General features: G+C 71.6%; 16 protein-coding genes. 7 read left to right on the top strand and 9 right to left on the bottom strand.

The genetic code is table 11. The features are described 5' to 3' along the window. The first annotated feature begins 114 nt into the window (after window positions 1-114). The gene (locus EST92_RS09260) at window positions 115-1,710 is read left to right on the top strand and encodes a Na+/H+ antiporter (protein WP_129280459.1); all 1,596 of its coding nucleotides are present in this window, start codon (window positions 115-117) and stop codon (window positions 1,708-1,710) included. A 52-nt stretch (window positions 1,711-1,762) separates the two neighbouring features. Here EST92_RS09260 and EST92_RS09255 read toward each other — a convergent pair whose 3' ends face one another. Continuing rightward, complete coding sequence (locus EST92_RS09255) at window positions 1,763-2,866, bottom strand: mechanosensitive ion channel domain-containing protein (RefSeq protein WP_129280475.1); 1,104 nt, start codon at window positions 2,864-2,866, stop codon at window positions 1,763-1,765. Window positions 2,867-2,977: 111 nt separating this feature from the next. Here EST92_RS09255 and EST92_RS09250 point away from each other — a divergent pair, with 111 nt between their 5' ends. Further along, entirely contained in the window at window positions 2,978-3,589 is a 612-nt protein-coding gene (locus EST92_RS09250) for a dienelactone hydrolase family protein (protein WP_174243966.1), read from the top strand. A 33-nt stretch (window positions 3,590-3,622) separates the two neighbouring features. Here EST92_RS09250 and EST92_RS09245 read toward each other — a convergent pair whose 3' ends face one another. From EST92_RS09245 to EST92_RS09220, 6 genes are all read right to left on the bottom strand, one after another. Beyond that, the gene (locus EST92_RS09245) at window positions 3,623-5,266 is read right to left on the bottom strand and encodes an alkaline phosphatase D family protein (RefSeq protein WP_129280458.1); all 1,644 of its coding nucleotides are present in this window, start codon (window positions 5,264-5,266) and stop codon (window positions 3,623-3,625) included. An 88-nt stretch (window positions 5,267-5,354) separates the two neighbouring features. Next, a complete protein-coding gene (locus tag EST92_RS09240; protein WP_129280457.1) occupies window positions 5,355-6,296 on the bottom strand; it encodes a thioredoxin domain-containing protein in 942 nt (313 codons plus the stop codon). A 51-nt stretch (window positions 6,297-6,347) separates the two neighbouring features. Further along, the gene (locus tag EST92_RS09235; RefSeq protein ID WP_129280456.1) at window positions 6,348-7,061 is read right to left on the bottom strand and encodes a hypothetical protein; all 714 of its coding nucleotides are present in this window, start codon (window positions 7,059-7,061) and stop codon (window positions 6,348-6,350) included. A 123-nt stretch (window positions 7,062-7,184) separates the two neighbouring features. Then, a complete protein-coding gene (locus EST92_RS09230; RefSeq protein WP_129280455.1) occupies window positions 7,185-8,033 on the bottom strand; it encodes a thioredoxin domain-containing protein in 849 nt (282 codons plus the stop codon). A 96-nt stretch (window positions 8,034-8,129) separates the two neighbouring features. Continuing rightward, complete coding sequence (locus EST92_RS09225; protein WP_129280454.1) at window positions 8,130-8,783, bottom strand: hypothetical protein; 654 nt, start codon at window positions 8,781-8,783, stop codon at window positions 8,130-8,132. A 119-nt stretch (window positions 8,784-8,902) separates the two neighbouring features. Then, entirely contained in the window at window positions 8,903-10,264 is a 1,362-nt protein-coding gene (locus EST92_RS09220) for a DUF2252 domain-containing protein (RefSeq protein WP_129280453.1), read from the bottom strand. Window positions 10,265-10,463: 199 nt separating this feature from the next. Between EST92_RS09220 and dnaE the strand changes: the two genes are divergently transcribed. Continuing rightward, window positions 10,464-14,021: a DNA polymerase III subunit alpha gene (gene dnaE, locus EST92_RS09215; protein WP_129280452.1), complete on the top strand. Its 3,558-nt coding sequence runs from the start codon at window positions 10,464-10,466 to the stop codon at window positions 14,019-14,021. A gap of 118 nt (window positions 14,022-14,139) precedes the next feature. On the opposite strand, the gene EST92_RS09210 is transcribed toward dnaE, so the two are convergent. Beyond that, on the bottom strand, window positions 14,140-14,319 hold the full coding sequence (locus EST92_RS09210; RefSeq protein ID WP_129280451.1) for a hypothetical protein: 180 nt from the start codon (window positions 14,317-14,319) through the stop codon (window positions 14,140-14,142). A gap of 272 nt (window positions 14,320-14,591) precedes the next feature. On the opposite strand from EST92_RS09210, the gene EST92_RS09205 reads away from it, so the two are divergent. From EST92_RS09205 to EST92_RS09190, 4 genes are all read left to right on the top strand, one after another. Next, entirely contained in the window at window positions 14,592-15,884 is a 1,293-nt protein-coding gene (locus EST92_RS09205; protein ID WP_129280450.1) for an NYN domain-containing protein, read from the top strand. A gap of 94 nt (window positions 15,885-15,978) precedes the next feature. After that, on the top strand, window positions 15,979-16,968 hold the full coding sequence (locus tag EST92_RS09200) for an ABC transporter ATP-binding protein (RefSeq protein WP_129280473.1): 990 nt from the start codon (window positions 15,979-15,981) through the stop codon (window positions 16,966-16,968). Window positions 16,969-17,077: 109 nt separating this feature from the next. Further along, window positions 17,078-17,878, top strand: coding sequence for an ABC transporter permease (locus EST92_RS09195; RefSeq protein ID WP_254068679.1), 801 nt, complete (start codon window positions 17,078-17,080; stop codon window positions 17,876-17,878). A 68-nt stretch (window positions 17,879-17,946) separates the two neighbouring features. Then, window positions 17,947-18,636 carry an ABC transporter permease gene (locus EST92_RS09190; protein WP_129280449.1) on the top strand — a complete coding sequence of 230 codons (690 nt, stop codon included), beginning with the start codon at window positions 17,947-17,949 and terminating at the stop codon, window positions 18,634-18,636. Between the two features lie 84 nt (window positions 18,637-18,720). Here EST92_RS09190 and ybaK read toward each other — a convergent pair whose 3' ends face one another. Beyond that, window positions 18,721-19,233, bottom strand: a complete 513-nt coding sequence (ybaK, locus tag EST92_RS09185) for a Cys-tRNA(Pro) deacylase (protein ID WP_129280448.1) — start codon at window positions 19,231-19,233, stop codon at window positions 18,721-18,723. Window positions 19,234-19,250 lie beyond the last annotated feature (17 nt).

The following is a 19,250-nucleotide window of genomic DNA, read 5'->3' as shown; positions in this document are numbered from 1 at the left end:
TGACACACGGCGGCGAACTGCCCCACCACGGGCACCGTACGGCGGGTCCTGGTCAGGGCCATGGCAGGCTGGGGCGAAAGTGATCGAATCCGACCACCCCGGAGCGTAGCCACCGTGGACCAGCTGGCTCTGATGTTCGTCCTTCTGCTCGGAGCCGTGGTCATGGTTCCGGTCGGCGACCGGCTGGGGCTCCCGTCACCGGTACTGATGACGCTGGCCGGTGCCGTGCTGGCGCTGCTGCCGTTCGTGCCCAACGTCGAGGTGCCGCCCGAATTCATCCTGCCGGTGGTGCTGCCGCCGCTGCTCTACGCGGCCGTGCAGCGCACCTCCTGGCGGCAGTTCACCGCCAACCTCCGGCCGATCTTCCTGCTGGCCGTGGCGCTGGTCTTCGCCACCACCGCCGCGGTCGCCGCCGTCGCCCAGGCGGTGGTGCCCGGTCTGCCGGTGGCCGCCGCGGTGGTGCTCGGTGCGCTGGTCGCACCGCCCGACCCGGTCGCCGCGACCGCCGTCGCCGGCAAGCTGGGGCTGCCCCGCCGGATGGTCTCCATCCTGGAGGGCGAGGGGCTGTTCAACGACGTCACCGCCATCGTGCTCTACCACGTCGCGCTCGCCGCCGCGGTCAGCGGCACCTTCTCGGTGCCCGCCGCGCTCGGCTCGCTGGTGCTGTCCGCGGTGGTCGCCATAGCGGTCGGGCTGGCGCTCGGCTGGCTCACCAACAAGCTGATGGGGCTGCTCGGTGACCCGACGCTGCAGATCGGGCTGACGCTGCTGGTGCCGTTCGTCTCCTACGTGCTGGCCGAGGAGTTCCGGGGATCGGGCGTGCTGGCGGTGCTGACCTGCGCGCTCTTCCTCGCCGAGCACGCGGTCGACGCGGACGACGTGCGGGGCCGGCTGGCGGGCTACACCTTCTGGGAGGTCGTCGACACCCTCGTCACCGGTGTCGCCTTCGGGCTGATCGGCCTGGAGCTGCACAACATCTTCGGGGCCGCCTCGCACCGCTGGGGCCAGCTGCTCGGCGCCGGCGCCGCCGTCGTCGGGGTGGTCGTCGGCGTCCGGCTGCTGTGGCTGCTGCCCGCCGCCTGGCTGGCCAAGCGGATGCACAAGCGCCGCGACTACGACGAGGACATCCCGATGAGCTGGCGGGAGACGCTCATCATGTGGTGGGCGGGGATGCGCGGGGTGGCCTCGGTGGCGCTGGCACTGGCCATTCCGTACGCCATCGACGGCGGCAACGAGTTCCCGGCCCGCGACGACATCCTCTTCATCGCCTTCGCGGTGGTGCTCTCCACCCTGATCATCCAGGGCCTCACGCTGCCCTGGCTGGTGCGCCGGCTGCGGGTGCGGGCCGACACCGACGCGGTCGACGCGCTGGAGCGGGAGCTGGCGCTGCGGGTGATCAAGGCGTCCAAGCGCCGGCTGAAGGAGATCCTGGAGGTCGAGGAGCTGTCCGACGAGATCAGCGAGCAGCTGGCCCGCCGGGCGCACGACATCGGCGCCCGGATCGCGCCGGAGATCGTCGACGACGAGCGGCGCGAGCTCTTCGAGAAGCGCATCGCCCGGATGAAGAAGGTGCAGCGCATCCAGGGCGAGATGCTCTCCGCCGCCCGGCACGAGGTGCTGGCGGCCCGCAGCGAACCGGGCGCGGACCCGGAGGTCGTCGACCGGGTACTGCGCCATCTGGACGTGCGCAGCCTGCGGGGTTTGCCCTGACGCCGTCGCGGGACGGCCGGCACCCGACGGCTGTACGGGGCCGGCCCGCGCTTCAGCCCTGCGGCGGCTCGCCGGCGGCGTCCGCGCCGGCCTGGTCACCTCGGCGGGCCTGGGGCAGCTCCGGCTGCGCCGGTGCGGTCGTGATCCGCGGCAGCGCGTAGGAGTGCTCGGCCTGCAGCCACTCCAGCAGCCGCTCGCGGACCACACAGCGCACCGTCCATATGGTATCCGCGTCCCGGGCGGTGACCAGGGCCCGGACCACGATCGTGGACGGTGTGGTGTCGGTCACCACCAGGCTCCAGGACCGGCCGTCCCACTCCGGGCACTCCTGGAGGATCTCCAGCAGCCGCTGCCGCATCTTCTCCACCGGCGCGCTGTGGTCGAGGTGGAGCAGGACCGTGCCGGTCATCTGCGCACCGCCGCGCGACCAGTTCTCGAACGGCTTGCCGGTGAAGTACGACACCGGCATCGTGATCCGGCGCTCGTCCCAGGTCCGGACGGTCAGGAAGGTCAGGGTGATCTCCTCGACGGTGCCCCACTCGCCGTCCACGACGACCGTGTCGCCTATCCGCACCATGTCGCCGAAGGCGATCTGCAGCCCGGCGAAGAGATTGCCGAGGGTGGACTGGGCGGCGATACCGGCGACGATGCCCACCAGCCCGGCGGACGCCAGCATGGACGTGCCCACCGCCCGCATCGCCGGGAACGTCAGCAGCATCGAGGCGGCCGCGACGACTATCACCACGGCCGTGACCACCCGCTGGATCAGCGTCACCTGGGTCCGCACCCGGCGCACCCGCGCCGCGTCCCGGGCGCCGGCCGCGTAGCGCGAGTACGACGACTCGACGATGGCCGCCGCGGCCCGGACCACCAGCCAGGCGGTGGCCGCTATCAGCACCAGGGTCAGTGCCTGGCCGATGCCCTGCTCATGGACGTCGATGAGCTTGACCGCGGTCGCGTCGTACGAGCCGAGCAACAGCGCAGCGCACAGCGCCACTTGCAGCGGTATCCGGCAGCGCCGCAGCAGTCCCCACAGGGGGGTCTCGGGGTGTGCGGCATCGATCCGGCGCAGGGCCCGGTCGGCGAGCCAGACCAGGATGAGCGTGAGCAGGACCGAGCCGCCGATGACGACGACCGGACGCAGTACGTCCTCCAGTGGCACGGGGCTCCTCCTCCGTGGGGTGCGGGGTGCTGTGGTGTGCTGGTACCCGGTGACTGCGACGGTAACTGGCACGATGGTCACAGATCGGTCCAACCCAGGGAAGTGATGTCAGTGCCGGCCTCCGCCGAGTCCCCGACCAGCGGGCTTTCGACGATTGTGCTCTTTCATTCGGTGTGCGGGCTACGCCCCGCGGTGCACGCCGCGGCCGACCGGCTGCGCGCCGCGGGACACGAGGTGATCGTCCCCGATCTGTTCGACGGCCGGACCGCGGAGTCGGTCCCGGACGGCATTCTGATCAAGGACGAGATCGGCAAGGAGGAGCTGCTCAAGCGGGCCATCACGGCCGTGGCACCGTACTCCGACCGCGGTCTGGTCTACGCCGGCTTCTCCTTCGGCGGCTCGGTCGCCCAGACCCTCGCGCTGGGGGACGAGAAGACCCGCGGTCTCCTGCTGCTCCACGGCACCTCGGACATCGCGGAGGACGCCGTCGCCGACGATCTGCCGGTGCAGCTGCACGTCGCCGACCCCGACCCGTACGAGCCGCACGACTGGCTGAATGCCTGGTACCTGCAGATGCGCCGGGCCGGCGCGGACGTAGAGGTGTACCGCTACGCCGGCGCCGGCCATCTGTTCACCGATCCCGACCTGCCCGACTACGACGCGGAGGCGGCTGAGCGCACCTGGAAGGTGGCGGAGGGCTTCCTCGGCGGGCTGTGAGCCGGGCCGGTGTGCCGGTGGGCGGGGCGCGTCTCAAGCCACCGGCTGGTCCGTCCGCTCCACCTGCTGGGTGCCGGAGCGGGTGCGGTACGAGCGCAGCAGCGTGCTGGTGGCCTGGGGATCGGTCTTGTCGGAGATGCCGAAGTAGTCCATCTGCGTCCGCTCGGCGGTGACGTCCAGGACCCCGTAGCCGTGCGAGTCCATGTCGAGCCACTTCACATGACGGTTCGCGGCCCGGATGGCGGCGACCCCGGCCAGGGAGAGCGTGTGCGGCGCGACGTGCAGGACGTCGTCCAGGTTGTCGGAGGTCACGGACGTGACCACGAACTCCGTCGCCACCGGTCTGGTCGCCGGGTACGTCGCTGCCTCGATCGGCACGTCGTTGGCCCAGGCCATGTGGATGTCGCCGGTCAGGAAGACGGTGTTGTCGATCCCGCGGTCGCTGAGGTGGGTCAGCAGCTCGTGCCGGTCGTCGGTGTAGCCGTCCCACTGGTCGGTGTTGATCGCCAGGCCCTCCTTGGGCACCCCGAGTATCTCGGCGAGCGGGCCGAGCAGCTTCGCGGGTATGGCCCCGAACGCGACCTGCGAGATCATCACCGAGGTGCCGACCAGCCGCCAGGCGCTGTCCGAGCGCGCCAGCCCCTGCTTGAGCCAGTCCAGTTGGGCCCGCCCGGTGATCGTCCGGCTGGGGTCGTCGACCGCGCCGCTGCCCGGCTTGGCCTGCTGGTCGCGGAACGAGCGCAGATCCAGCAGATGCAGATCGGCGAGGGTGCCGAAGCGCAGCCTGCGGTAGGTGGTGCCGGCGATCGAGGGCCGCACCGGCATCCACTCGAAGTACGCCTGCTTCGCCGCGGCCATCCGCGTGGACCAGTCGCCCTCGGCGCCCGGGGTGTGGTTCACCGCGCCGCCCTTCCAGGCGTTGTCGGCGAATTCGTGGTCGTCCCAGATGGCGATGACCGGGTGCGTGGCGTGCATGGCCAGCGCGTCCGGGTCGGTCTTGTGCACGCCGTGCCGGATGCGGTAGTCGGCGAGGGTGAGCAGTTCGTGGGCGGGGGAGTGCGGGCGGACGACGTACTTGAACTCCGGGTATTCGCCGGACTTGTACTCGTAGAGGTAGTCGCCGAGGTGCAGCACCGCGTCCAGGTCGGTGCGGGCGGCCAGGTGGCGGTAGGGGGAGAAGTAGCCGGACTCCCAGTTGGCGCAGGAGACCACGCCGAAGCGGACGTTGCCCGCCGAGGTGCCCTCGGCGGGGGCGGTGCGGGTGCGGCCGACGGGGGAGTGCCCTCCGCCGGCGGTGAAGCGGTAGTAGTAGTGGGTGGCCGGGCGCAGGCCGCGGACGTCCGCCTTGACGGTGTGGTCGATGGCCGCCGAGGTGGTGAGGCTCCCCCGGGCGACGACGGTCCCGAAGTCCTGGTCGCTCGCCACCTCCCAGCTCACCTTGGTGGCCGGCCCCCGGCCGGAGCCGGGGGTGGCCTCCGCGGTCGGCGTGAGGCGGGTCCACAGCAGGATGCCGTCGGGGAGCGGGTCCCCGGAGGCGACGCCGTGCTGGAAGAACCCGCCCTGGCCCGGGGCCTCTTGGGCGTGGGCCGTGGCGGCGCCGGCGAACGGCAGGAGGGCTGCGGTGGCGGCTACGGCCGTAACGGCTGTGCGGCGCGAGATCTGGTCATGATCGGTCACGGCCGCTCACCTTACTGGCCGGTAAGCCGCGCCGGGAGGGCGATTTCCGGGATTCCTGGAATTCGCCCGCCCGTTGTCCGAAAGCCGTTCAGCGGCCGCCCGTGGGATCCTTTTCGCCCTCGCGGATACCCTTCGCGCCGCCTTCTCCCGTGCTGCCGCCCTTGCCCGCACCGCCGCCCGCGGTGCCCTTCGCCGGGCCGAACTCCCGGTCGATCATCTTGTTGAAGTTGGCCTGGGCGAGCTGGTTGTACTGCGCCTGCGTCATCTGCCGCTGCGGGATCTGGTCCATCACCAGCTTCTTGTCGCCGTGCATGAAGGTGGGCGTGCCCTTGACGCCCTTGCGGCCGAACAGCGCGGTCATCTCCATCGCCCAGCGGTCGTAGGTGCCCTTGGTGACGGCCGTCTCGAACGCCTTGTTGTGCCGCAGCTCGGGTACGTCGGCGGCGACCTTGAGCAGCTCGGAGTCCTTGGCGTAGAGGTCCTCGCGCTCATCGGGGTGGTACTTGACGGAGTACAGCGCCGACTTGTACTTCAAGAAGGCCTCCGGGCTGACGTTCAGCGCCGCGCCGAGCGCGCTCAGCGCGTTCTTCGAGCCCTGGCCGCCGCCCTGGGCGTCGTCGATGAAGGTGTACATCGTGTAGCGGGCCCGGAAGCGGCCGTCCTCGATGTCCTTGATCAGGGCCTTGCCGCTGCTCTGCTCGAAGGCCGCGCACGCCGGACAGCGGACGTCCTCGAAGATCTCCAGGGTCTGCTTGGCGTTCTTGTCGCCTATCAGGATCTCGGTGCCGTTCTTGCCCTGGGTGTGGGCGGGCGTGACGAGCTTGGCCTCCTTGGCGGCCTCCCAGCCCGTCGGCTCGTTGGCCTTCAGCACGGCGTAGCCGACGCCGCCGGCCACTGCCAGCACGCCGACCACCACGCCGACCGCGGTGAGTTGGCGGCGCAGCCGCTCCTTCTTCTTCTGGCGCTCGCGCTCGGCCCGGATGCGTTCACGGGCCGCGGCCTTGCCGGCCTGGCTGTTGCGGTTGCTCATGGGGGGTCCCCTCAAGGGTGTGAAGAACTCGTGCGTACCTGTATGGACGTGTCAGGCGGCGGCCCGGAAGGGCGGGCCGCGGCGCCGTACGCAGTGTCCGAGGAGGGGGAGCGGGTAGGCCGGCGGCAGCGGATGCGGCGGGCGGATCCGCCGCCGGAGCGGGGCGCCGGCCGCGGTGGCCACCGCGGCCGCGGTCAGCAGCGGACGGAACGCGCCGGCCGCGGCGGCGCGCAGCAGCGCGTCCAGGGCGGCATCGCCGCGGTGCAGCCAGGCGGCGGCGAGCAGACCGGCCGTGACGTGGACGGCGAGCAGCAGCCAGGGCGCGGCCGCGGGGACGGCCGGCGGCAGCGCCGCGCCCGGAGGGGAGGCGACCCGCGCCAGGGGGGTGCCCAACTCGCCGCCCCGGCACAGCAGATCGACGCCGACCGAGTGCAGCGGGCCGGTGACCGGGCCGCCGGCCCGGCCGTAACACGTGTGCTGGCCGGCGGTGAAGACGGTGTCGGCGGCCAGCTCCAGCGGCACCAGCAGGGCGGCGAACGCGCCGTAGCCACGCTCCCGGCCGGCCGACAGATAAGACGCGGCGAAGACGGCGGCGGCGATCGCGAGGACCGGCACGGGCGGCAACGGGGCGCGGGAGAGCAGCACATGGGAGGCCGCGGACAGGGTGACGCACAGCGCCGTGAACAGCGCCGCCCGCACCGCCCTGAGTTGATTCCCCGGCACGGCCGCCGGCCGGGCCCCGGGGTGCACTCCCGTCGCCTGCATGGGCGGGAGTCTGCCATGTGCACGGCCAAGGACCGGGTCAAGATTTGGCATCGGCCGGCGTGCGGGGCGCACGCCGGCCGGGGGTGGGAAGCGGCCCGGCTCAGCGCCGGGCCGTCGCCTGCGTCAGCGCTTCAGCGCCTTGTCGACCATGGAGTTGAAGGCGGCCACGCTGGACGGTGCCACCTTGCCCTGCGGGCTGTCCGTGCCCAGCACCGTGTCATTGAGCTTGATCGTCGGGGTGCTGGTGACGTCCTTGTCCGAGTTGAAGGCCTTGGACATCTCCATCGCCCAGCGGTTGTACGTGCCGGACGTGACGTTCTTCCGGAAGGCGGCGTTGCCCTTCAGGGCCGGAATGGTGTCGGCGACCTTGAGCAGGTAGGTGTCGTCGGCGAACTTGTCCGGACCGGTCTCGTCCGGGTGGTACTGCTTCGAGTACAGCGCGAACTTGTACTTCAGGAAGGCGTCCGGGCTGACGTTCAGGGCCGCGCCCAGTGCGCTCAGCGCGTTCTTGGAGCCGGTGCCCCTGAGGTTGGCGTCGAGGAACGTGCCCAGGTGGTAGGAGGCCTTGTACTTGCCGTCCTTGATGTCCTTCTCGACGGTTTCCCCGACCTTCTGCTCGAAGTTGGCGCAGCCGGGGCAGCGCGGGTCCTCGAAGAGGTTCAGGGTGTTCTTGGCGTCGGGCTTGCCGATGACGACCGTGGTGCCGTTGGCGCCGCTGCTGTTGGCGGGCTTGACCAGCTTGGCCTTCTCCGCCTTACCCCACTCGTCGCCGCTCGCGACGCTGCTGCCGGAGTCGCCGCCCATGGTGGCGAACGCCACGCCGATGCCGCCGGCTATCGCCAGCACGCCGACGATCGCCCCGCCGACGACCAGCTGCCGGCGGACCTTCTCCTTCTTCGCCTGCCGTGCACGCTCGGCGCGCAGCCGCTCGCGGGCTGCCTGCTTGTTGGCCTGGTTGTTGCGGTTGCTCATGACTGTTCCTGCTCCGTGGAATCCGTGGGACGGGGGTGCATGCGGTCGGCGGCGTGCCCGTACCTCACGGGGACGCCGGCCGCGCGGGCGCGGGGCTCACGCGGCGAGCGCGCAGGGCGGCCCACGTCGTACCACGCAGTGCACCAGCAGGGGGTCGGCGCGGGGGAGGTGCCCGGACCGGACGGGGGCGGGCACCGGGCGGCGCGGGGCGGCGGTGGCGCCGACCACCGCGACGGCGATCAGCAGCGGGCGGAAGGCGAAGCCGGCCACCGCGCCCAGCAACTGGTGCAGCGCGGCCTCGCCGCGGCGCAGCCAGCCGGCCGCCAGCAGCCCGACGAGCAGATGCGCCACGAGCAGGACGCACCAGGTCGCCACGGGCGAGGGGCTCTGGCCGGGCGAGGCCGCCAGGGGCGTGCCGACCGGAACGCCGCCGCACAGCAGATCCAGCGAGCGCAGCGGGCCGGCGACCGGGCCGCCGGCCTCCCCGTAACAGGCGTGCTGGCCGAGGCTGAAGACCAGGTCGGCGGCGAGTTCCAAGGGGACCAGCAGGGCCGCGATCCGCCAGTAGCCGCGCTCCGGGCCGGCCAGTACGTAGGCGATCACGAACACGGCGACGCACAGCGCGGCGACGGTCGCCGGCGGCAGCGGCATCCGGGACAGCAGCACATGGGAGGCCGCGGACAGCGTGACGCACAGCGCCGTGAAGAGCGCCGCGCGCAGTGCCCGCAGGTGTGCCGCCGAGGTGTCCATTGCAGCCGAGTGTGCCATGGGCCGGGATAAGCGGCGGCTAAGGGGGTCCTTAGCCGTACGCACCCGGAAATACGGTGCGTACGGCACATCTCACCCGTGCCTGCGGTCGTCTCGCGTGGCTAGAGGCCGGGGATCCGGCCGTTGCGGAAGAGGTCCACGAAGATCTGGTGGTCGGCGCGGGCGCGGGCGCCGTAGGAGTGCGCGAAGTCCACCAGCAGCGCCGCGAAGCCCTCCTCGTCGGCCGCGATGGCCGCGTCGATCGCCCGCTCCGTCGAGAACGGCACCAGCGAGTGGCCGCTCTCGTCGTCCGCGGCGGCGTGCATGGTCGCGGTGGCCCGCCCCAGGTCGGCCACCACCGCCGCGATCTCCTCCGGGTCATCGATGTCCGACCAGTCCAGGTCGACCGCGTACGGCGAGATCTCGGCGACCAGCTGGCCGGCGCCGTCCAGCTCGGTCCAGCCCAGCCACGGGTCGGCGTGGTCCTGCAGGGCGCGCTGCGAGATGACCGTGCGGTGGCCCTCGTGCTGGAAGTAGCCGCGGACAGCGGGGTCGGTGAGGTGCCGGGAGACCGCCGGGGTCTGCGCCTGCTTCATGTAGATCACGACGTCGTTCTCCAGGGCGTCGCTGTTGCCCTCCAGGAGGATGTTGTACGACGGCAGCCCGGCCGAACCGATGCCGATGCCGCGCCGGCCCACCACGTCCTTGACGCGGTAGGAGTCCGGGCGGCCCAGGCTCGACTCGGGCAGCGTCTCCAGATAGCCGTCGAAGGCGGCGAGCACCTTGTAGCGGGTGGCCGCGTCCAGCTCGACGCTGCCGCCGCCCGGCGCGAAGCGGCGCTCGAAGTCGCGGATCTCCGTCATCGAGTCCAGCAGGCCGAACCGCGTCATCCCGCGGGCGTCGCGCAGCGCGTCCAGCAGCGGGCCCTCGGCGGTCTCCAGCATGAAGGGCGGCAGCTCGTCCCGGTCGGCACCGGTCCCCCCGGAGGCCAGGGCGTGGATGCGCTCCCGGTAGGCGGCGGCGTAGGTGCGCACCAGGTCGGTGATCTGCTTGTCGCTGAGCGCCTTGGCGTAGCCGATCAGTGCGACCGAGGCGGCGAACCGCTTGAGGTCCCAGGTGAACGGGCCGACATAGGCCTCGTCGAAGTCGTTGACGTTGAAGATCAGCCGGCCCGTGGCGTCCATGTAGGTGCCGAAGTTCTCGGCGTGCAGATCGCCGTGGATCCACACCCGGCTGGTCCGCTCGTCCAGATACGGGCCGCTGTCCTTGCCGTCACCCTGGGCGGCACCGGCCTCCAGGTCCCGGTAGAACAGACACGCCGTCCCCCGGTAGAAGGCGAAGGCGGACGCGGCCATCTTCCGGAATTTCACGCGGAAGGCCGCGGGGTCGGCGGCGAGCAGTTCCCCGAAGGCGGTGTCGAAAACGGCGAGGATCTCCTCGCCGCGCTGCTCGGCGTCCTGCGCCGGGGCGTGCTGGGACGGCATCGCTGGGTGCCTCCTGAGGTGCGGAAAATGGTTCGGAGCGCCGTGACGTACCGGGTCGCGGTCTGCCACTGACAACGGGTGAGGCTACTCGCGCGTGCCCGGCGATTGTCAGTCAGGAGTCGTAGACTTCGAGACCATCCACCGGCCCCCGGCTCGCGCCGGGAGTGCCCCGCCGACCGCTCTCCGGAGGTCCCCCGCTGTGGCTGCCGCGTCCCAGGCCCCGTTCACGCACCTGCACGTCCACACCCAGTACTCCCTGCTGGACGGTGCGGCGCGGCTGTCGGACATGTTCAAGGCGGCCAACGAGATGGGCATGACGCACATCGCGATGTCCGACCACGGCAATCTGCACGGCGCGTACGACTTCTTCCACTCCGCGCAGAAGGCCGGCGTGACGCCGATCATCGGCATCGAGGCGTACGTCGCCCCCGAGTCGCGGCGCAACAAGCGCAAGATCCAGTGGGGCCAGCCGCACCAGAAGCGCGATGACGTCTCCGGTTCCGGTGGTTATACGCACAAGACCATCTGGGCGGCGGACAAGACCGGTCTGCACAACCTCTTCCGGCTGTCCTCGGACGCGTACGCCGAGGGCTGGCTGCAGAAGTGGCCGCGGATGGACAAGGAGACCATCTCCCAGTGGTCCGAGGGCCTGATCGCCTCCACCGGCTGCCCCTCCGGTGAGCTCCAGACCCGGCTGCGCCTGGGCCAGTACGAGGAGGCGCGCAAGGCCGCCGGGGAGTATCAGGACATCTTCGGCAAGGACCGGTATTTCCTGGAGCTGATGGACCACGGCATCGAGATCGAGCGCCGGGTCCGCGACGACCTGCTGAAGATCGGCAAGGAGCTCGGCATCCCGCCGCTGGTCACCAACGACTCGCACTACACCTATGCGCACGAGTCCACCGCGCACGACGCGCTGCTGTGCATCCAGACCGGCAAGAACCTCTCCGATCCGGACCGCTTCCGCTTCGACGGCACGGGCTACTACCTCAAGTCCACGGAGGAGATGTACGCCATCGACTCCTCGGACGCCTGGCAGCAGGGCTGCGCCAACACCCGCCTGGTCGCCGACCAGATCGACATCACCGGGATGTTCGAGAAGCGCGACCTGATGCCGAAGTTCGACATCCCGGAGGGCTTCACCGAGGTCACCTGGTTCCAGGAGGAGGTCCGGGTCGGCATGAAGCGCCGCTTCCCGGGCGGCGTCCCCGAGGACCGCCAGAAGCAGGCCGAGTACGAGATGGACGTCATCATCCAGATGGGGTTCCCCGGCTACTTCCTCGTGGTCGCCGACTTCATCATGTGGGCCAAGAACAACGGCATCGCGGTCGGCCCCGGCCGTGGCTCCGCGGCCGGTTCGATCGTGGCGTACGCCATGGGCATCACCGACCTCGACCCGATCGAGCACGGGCTGATCTTCGAGCGGTTCCTCAACCCCGAGCGTGTCTCCATGCCCGATGTCGACATCGACTTCGACGAGCGCAGGCGCGTCGAAGTGATCCGGTATGTGACGGAGAAGTACGGCGCCGACAAGGTCGCCATGATCGGCACCTACGGCAAGATCAAGGCCAAGAACGCCATCAAGGACTCCGCGCGCGTCCTGGGCTACCCCTACGCGATGGGCGACCGCCTCACCAAAGCCATGCCCGCCGACGTCCTCGGCAAGGGCATCGACCTCAGCGGCATCACCGACCCCAAACACCCGCGCTACAGCGAGGCGGGCGAGATCCGGGGGATGTACGAGAGCGAGCCGGACGTCAAGAAGGTCATCGACACCGCCAAGGGCGTCGAGGGCCTGGTCCGGCAGATGGGTGTGCACGCGGCCGGCGTGATCATGTCCAGCGAGCCGATCGTCGACCACGCCCCGCTCTGGACGCGGCACACCGACGGCGTGACCATCACGCAGTGGGACTACCCCCAGTGCGAGTCGCTCGGCCTGCTCAAGATGGACTTCCTGGGCCTGCGCAACCTCACCATCATGGACGACGCCGTCAAGATGGTGCAGAAGAACAAGGGCGTCGACCTGGAGCTGCTCTCCGTTCCGCTGGACGACCCCAAGACCTACGAGATGCTCTGCCGCGGTGACACCCTCGGCGTCTTCCAGTTCGACGGCGGCCCGATGCGCTCGCTGCTGCGGCTGATGAAGCCCGACAACTTCGAGGACATTTCCGCCGTCTCGGCCCTGTACCGCCCCGGCCCGATGGGCATGGACTCGCACACCAACTACGCGCTGCGCAAGAACGGCCTCCAGGAGATCACCCCGATCCACCCGGAGCTGGAGGAGCCCCTCAAGGAGGTCCTGGGCCTCACCTACGGCCTGATCGTCTATCAGGAGCAGGTGCAGAAGGCCGCCCAGATCATCGCCGGGTACTCCCTCGGTGAGGCCGACATCCTCCGCCGCGTCATGGGCAAGAAGAAGCCCGAGGAACTCGCGAAGAACTTCGTGCTCTTCCAGGAGGGCGCGCGGAAGAACGGCTTCTCCGACCAGGCCATCCAGGCGCTGTGGGACGTCCTGGTCCCGTTCGCCGGCTACGCCTTCAACAAGGCGCACTCCTCCGCGTACGGCCTGGTCACCTACTGGACCGCCTACCTCAAGGCCAACTACCCGGCCGAGTACATGTCCGCGCTGCTGACGTCCGTGCGCGACGACAAGGACAAGTCGGCGGTCTACCTCAACGAGTGCCGGCGCATGGGCATCAAGGTGCTGCCGCCGAACGTCAACGAGTCGGAGGCGAACTTCGCCGCCCAGGGCGACGACGTGATCCTCTTCGGCCTCACCGCGGTCCGCAACGTCGGCCAGAACGTCGTCGACTCGATCATCCGCTGCCGCAAGGCCAAGGGGAAGTACTCCTCCTTCCCCGACTACCTCGACAAGGTCGACGCGGTCGTCTGCAACAAGCGCACCACCGAGTCCCTCATCAAGGCCGGCGGCTTCGACGAGCTGGGCCACACCCGCAAGGGCCTGATGGCGCACTACGAGCCGATGATCGACAACGTCGTCCAGGTCAAGCGCAAGGAGGCCGAGGGGCAGTTCGACCTCTTCGGCGGCATGGCCGGCGAGGGCGGCGACACCTCCGAGGGCCCCGGCTTCGGTCTGGACATCGAGTTCTCGGACGTCGAATGGGACAAGACCTACCTCCTCGCCCAGGAGCGCGAGATGCTCGGTCTCTACGTCTCCGACCATCCGCTCTTCGGCCTGGAACACGTGCTGTCCGACAAGGCGGACGCCGCCATCGCCCAGCTGACCGGCGGCGACTATTCGGACGGCTCGATCGTCACCATCGGCGGCATCATCTCCGGTCTCCAGCGCAAGATGACCAAGCAGGGCAACGCCTGGGCGATCGCCACCGTCGAGGACCTGGCCGGCTCCATCGACTGCATGTTCTTCCCGGCGACCTACCAACTGGTGTCGACCCAACTCGTCGAGGACACCGTGGTCTTCGTCAAGGGCCGCCTCGACAAGCGGGAGGACATCCCGCGGCTGGTCGCGATGGAGATGATGGTCCCCGACCTCTCCGAGGCCGGCACCAACGCCCCCGTGACGATCACCATTCCGACGGTCAAGGTCACCCCGCCGATGGTCGAGAAGCTCGGTGAGGTGCTCAGCAGCCACCGCGGCTCCACCGAGGTGCGGATCAAGCTGCTCGGGGCGCGCAAGACGACGGTGCTCCGGCTGGACCGGCACCGGGTCACGCCCGACCCCTCACTGTTCGGCGATCTGAAGGTGCTGCTCGGTCCGTCCTGCCTGGCGGGCTGACCGGCCGACGCTGACCGGCACACCGGTTCAGGGCCTGCCCGGCGGATCCTCGCCGGGCCCCCTACCCCGAGGGGCGCGCCCGAAGTGGGCGCGCCCCTCAACTCCCGTGCGGAGGAGGTCAGTTGTGACCGAAGCGCCGCTGGTGCTTACGTGCAACATCTGCCGGGCTGCCCTGAGCCTGGGACCGCGCCTGGGTCTGCGCCTCCACGCTCGCGCGCTGGGCCTCCTGCTGACCGCGCTCGGCCGCGGATGCCGTCTTCTGCTGCCGGCTGCGGTCCTGCTTCTTGTCCTTGGCCATGACCTTGCCTCCTGAGGGGGAATTCGGGATCTGGGCCGGAACCAGACTTACACGCCGGACAGATGCCTGCATTTCGGGCAATTACCGTGCGTAATACGGCCGATCACGCGCTGTGCACGAATTCCCGGCCGAATCCGCCACGCCGATGATCGAGTTCGGGCTGATAACGCCCGTACGGTCGGGCAGACTCGAAGGAAAGCCGAAGAAACTCGTGCCATGGGCCGAGCCGGGGGGCGACCGGACTTTCAGCACCTCAGGGAAGAGGGTGGAACGTGGATCGCTGCGTCGTCCTGGTGGACGCCGGGTATTTGCTCGGTGCCGCCGCGAGCCTGCTCGCCGGAGAGCCCGCACGGTCCCGGATCACCGTTGACCACGCCGCCCTCATCCAGGGCCTGCGCCAGCGTGCCGAAGCGGATACCGAACGCCCGCTGCTGCGGATCTACTGGTTCGACGGCGCCCCCGACCGCGTCCCGCAGCCCGAGCACCGCCGACTGCGGGTGATGCCCCGGGTCACCGTCCGGCTGGGCGCCCTGACCCGCAGCGACGGGCGCTGGGCACAGAAGGGCGTGGACGCCGCCATGCACGCCGAGCTGACCGAACTCGCCCGTAACCGCGCCTGCTCCGACATCGTGCTGGTCACCGGCGACGGTGATCTGCTGCCCGGCCTGATGTCGGCGAAGGAGCACGGCGTCGCCGTCCACCTGTGGGCCGTCCAGGCCGCCGACGGCGACTACAACCAGTCCGAGGACCTGGTCGCCGAGGCCGATGAGCGGCGGGTGCTGGACCGCACCTGGATCACCCGCGCGGTGCGCGCCAAGGAACTCGGCGGCCCCTGCGCCCCGCCGCCCGTGCCCCGCCCCGAGATCGCCGCGATCCTCTCCGCCCCGCTGCCCGAGTCCGCGGCCGCCGCGGCCGCGGCCGGCCCGGAATCCGCCGAGCACACCCATGAGCGCGGCGGCGCCAACGGGGTCGCCCGCCCGCGGGCCGGCGCCGAGAGCGCCGCGGCTGCCGACGGCGAGCCCGGCGCCGCCGGTACCAAGGTCGTGCCCACCCCCAAGGACTTGGCCGGGCTCGGCCGGGCGCACGCCGCCGGCCAGGGACCGGCCGCGGCCCCGAGCACCGACCGGCCCGGTGCCGCGGCCGGCGCCACCCTGCGCTGGTCGTCCGACAAGGGCTGGGTCGAGCGCGGCGGCCCGGTCGGCGAACCGGAGGCGACCGCGGGCCTGCCCACGCTCGCCCAGCTCACCAGCGCCGAGCAGCGCTGGGCCGACCGTGAGGAGGACATCACCGCCGTCAGCGGCGACCCCTTCGAGGTCGGCCAGGTCTTCGCCCGTCGCTGGACCGACCGGCTCTCCGACACCGCACATCTGACGCAACTGTCGACGGAGTACCCGCGCATCCCGCACCGCATCGACGGTGAACTGCTGCGCTACGCCGCCCGTTTCGGACTCCTCGCCCACAAGGACGACCAGATCGACGAGCACGACCGCTATGCCATCCGGGCCGGTTTCTGGCGCGAGGTCGATCTGCGCACGGCCGCCGAGCACGCCCCGGCGGCGGACTGACCCCCCGGGCCCGGCTCGCCCGCCGGTGCCCCGCGGGCCGGAGGCGGTCCGGGGACGCGTACCCTCATAGCTCGTGAGGACGGGCGCAAAACAGGTGGAGCGCGGTGTACCGGTGTGCGCCGTGCGGGACCTGGTCAAGACGTACCCCGCGACGCGCGGGCGCCGCGGGGCGGCACAGGCGCCCGCCGTACGGGCCAACGACGGCATCACCCTGGACGTGCGCCGCGGCGAGATCTTCGGGCTGCTCGGCCCCAACGGTGCCGGCAAGTCCACCCTGGTGCGCCAGCTGACCGGACTGCTGCGCCCGGACTCCGGCAGCATCGCCGTCCTCGGCCACGACCTGGTGCGTCACCCGGAGCGGGCCGCCCGCCTGCTGGGCTACCTGGGCCAGGAGTCCACGGCGCTGGACGAGATGACCGTCGCGCTGGCGGTGGAGACCACCGGACGGCTGCGCGGCCTCGGCGCCCGCGAGGCGCGTGCCGAGCGGGACGCGGTGATCGGCGAGCTGGGCCTCGCCGACCTCACGGGACGGGCGCTGAAGCAGTTGTCCGGCGGGCAGCGGCGGCTGGCCTGCCTCGCCACCGCGCTGATCGGCGAGCGGCCGCTGCTGGTGCTGGACGAGCCGACCACCGGGATGGACCCGGTCGCCCGGCGCGCCGTCTGGGCCGCGATCGACCGGCGGCGCGCCGAGCGCGGCGTCACGGTGCTGCTGGTGACCCACAACGTCCTGGAGGCCGAGAGCGTGCTCGACCGGGTCGCGGTGATCGACCGGGGCCGGGTGATCGCCTGCGACACGCCCGGCGGACTGAAGGAGATGGTGAGCGAGGAGGTCCGGCTGGAGCTGGTGTGGCGCGACCGGCCGCCGCTCGACGTGCCCGAGGTCGCCGCCCTCGCCGCCGCCGCGCACACCTCCGGCCGCCGCTGGACCCTGCGGCTGCCCGCCGACCGGGCCCGCACCGCCGTCGCCGCCGTCACCTCGGGTCCCGCCTTCGCCGCCCTCGACGACTTCACCCTCGCCACGCCGAGCCTGGAGGATGTGTACCTTGCCCTCGGCGGCCGCGCGGAGGGGCTGGTCAAGGCGTGAACGGCGCGGGGTGCGGCGCACGTATCGAAGACCGCGGACGGCGCGCGGACAGCAGCCGGCAGAACGAGGAAGGCTCGGTGACAGCGTGAGTGTGGTTCCCGTGCAGGCGGTGGCCGGTACGGCCGTCGGCGCCGGGGTGTGGACCGGGGACGGTGCCGCCCCGCTGGCGCCCCGCGCCCGCTTCGGGCCCGCGCTCGGCGCCGTCTACCGCGCCCAGCTCTCCCGGGCTCGGGTGGCACGGATCCCGCTGCTGTTCGTGGCCACCTTCCAGTCCGTCGGGATCATGGTCCTGCTGCGCGGAGTGGTGGACAGCGGGGACCCGGCGCGGTCGGTGGTGTCCGGCTCCAGCGTGCTGGTCGTCGCCTTCGTCGCGCTCAACCTCCTCGCCCAGTACTTCGGCCAGCTGCGGGCCGGCGGCGGGCTCGACCACTATGCGACGCTGCCGGTGCCGCCGGCCGCCGTGGTGCTCGGCGCCGCCGCCGCGTACGCCTCCTTCACCGTGCCGGGCACGATCGTCACCGCGGTCACCGGCTGCGTGCTCTTCCAGCTGCCGATGGCCCATCTGTGGGTGCTGGCCGCCGTGATCCCGCTCGCCGGGGCGGCGCTGGCCGGCCTCGGCGCGGCCCTCGGCCTGCTCGCCCCGCGCCCCGAACTCGCCACGCTCTGCGGCCAGTTGGGGATGTCGGCGGCGCTGCTGCTGGGGGTGCTGCCGGCCGCGCGGATGCCCGAGGTGCTCGGCTGGGCCCGCGATCTGCTGCCGTCGACCTATGGCGTGGAGGCGCTGTCGCGCAGCTTCGACCCGCATCCCGACTGGCTCGTGGTCGGCGCCGACCTGGGTGTCTGCGCGGCCGTCGGGGTGCTCTCGCTGGCCGTCGCCACCTGGGCCTACCGGCGGGCGGCCACCCGATGACCGCCTCCGACCCCGGCAACGGGCGTCCTGCCGCCGGTCCCCCCGGCCCCACCTGGCACGATGACGGGGTGACCGCACCGCTGACGCCCCGCGACAACCAACCGCCCGACGAGCCGCAGCACCCCCAGGCCGCGCCCGCCCCCGGCCACGGAGCCACCGCCGAGCACCCCGACCGCACCGGCCTCGGCGGCCCCGAGCTGGCGCGTGAGCTGCGCGAGGGCGCGCTGATCGTGCTCGTGGTCGCGGTGAGCGGAGTGCTGCTCGGGGTGCTGTGGAACTGGCTCGCCCCGCACATCCCGCTGATCGCGGACACCCGCAACGTCTACCTGAAGAACACCGAGGGTGAGGAGGCGATCGGCGCGGACGGCACCTTCGTCCTGCTGTCCCTCGGCTTCGGGGTGCTCAGCGCCGCCGGGGTCTTCCTGCTGCGCCGGCGCGGCGGGATCCCGCTGGTCGTGGCACTGGTCGTGGGCGGGCTGCTGGGTGCGGCGCTGGGCTGGGTGACGGGGATGTGGCTCGGCCCCACCCCGGACGTGGCCGCGCACGCCAAGCAGGTCGGCCCCGGAGTCACCTTCTCGGGCCCGCTGCGGCTCCAGGCCAAGGGCGCGCTGCTGGCCTGGCCGATCGCCTCGATGCTCACCCAGCTGGCGCTGACCGGGCTCTTCGGCCCGCGGGACCCGGAGCCGGAGCCGGACTGGTCCGGTCACCACGACCACCCGGAAGAGCCGCCCGCGCCGGACGCGCCCGCCGCGTCCTGACGCCGCCGGACACCGACGCACCAGCAGGGGCGGCCGCCCTCGCGGCTGCCCCCGCCCGCGCTCCGGGACGCCCGGACCGGACCCCTAGCTCCGTGCGATCGGCGCGACCCGGGCGTCCGTGAGCGCCACCAGGTCCTCCGGCGCCAGCTCGACCTCCAGGCCGCGCCGCCCCGCCGAGACACACACGGTCGGCCGGCCCTGGGCGGAGGCGTCCACGACCGTGGGCAGCCGCTTGCGCTGCCCCAGCGGTGAGATTCCGCCCAGGACGTACCCCGTACTGCGCTCGGCAGCCGCCGGATCGGCCATCGCGGCCCGCTTGCCGCCCACCGCGGTCGCCAGCGCCTTCAGGTCCAGGGACCCCGACACCGGCACCACGGCGACCGTCAGCGCACCGTCGACCTCCGCGAGCAGCGTCTTGAAGACCTGCTCGGGCGCGACCCCGAGGGCCTCGGCAGCCTCCTCGCCGTACGAGGCGGCGGCCGGGTCGTGCGCGTAGGCATGCACCGTGAAGGGCACGCCGGACGCGGTGAGCGCCACCGTCGCGGGCGTACCGCCCCCGGGCTGTCCGCCCTTCTTCTGCTTCGTCTTCTTCGGCACCGCGAAAACGCCTCACT

Origin of the sequence: Streptomyces sp. TM32, from assembly GCF_004122755.1 — a bacterium.
GTDB classification, from domain to species: domain Bacteria; phylum Actinomycetota; class Actinomycetes; order Streptomycetales; family Streptomycetaceae; genus Streptomyces; species Streptomyces sioyaensis.
The sequence above is the reverse complement of the archived record's forward strand: the minus strand, read 5'-3'. Positions and strand labels throughout refer to the sequence as shown.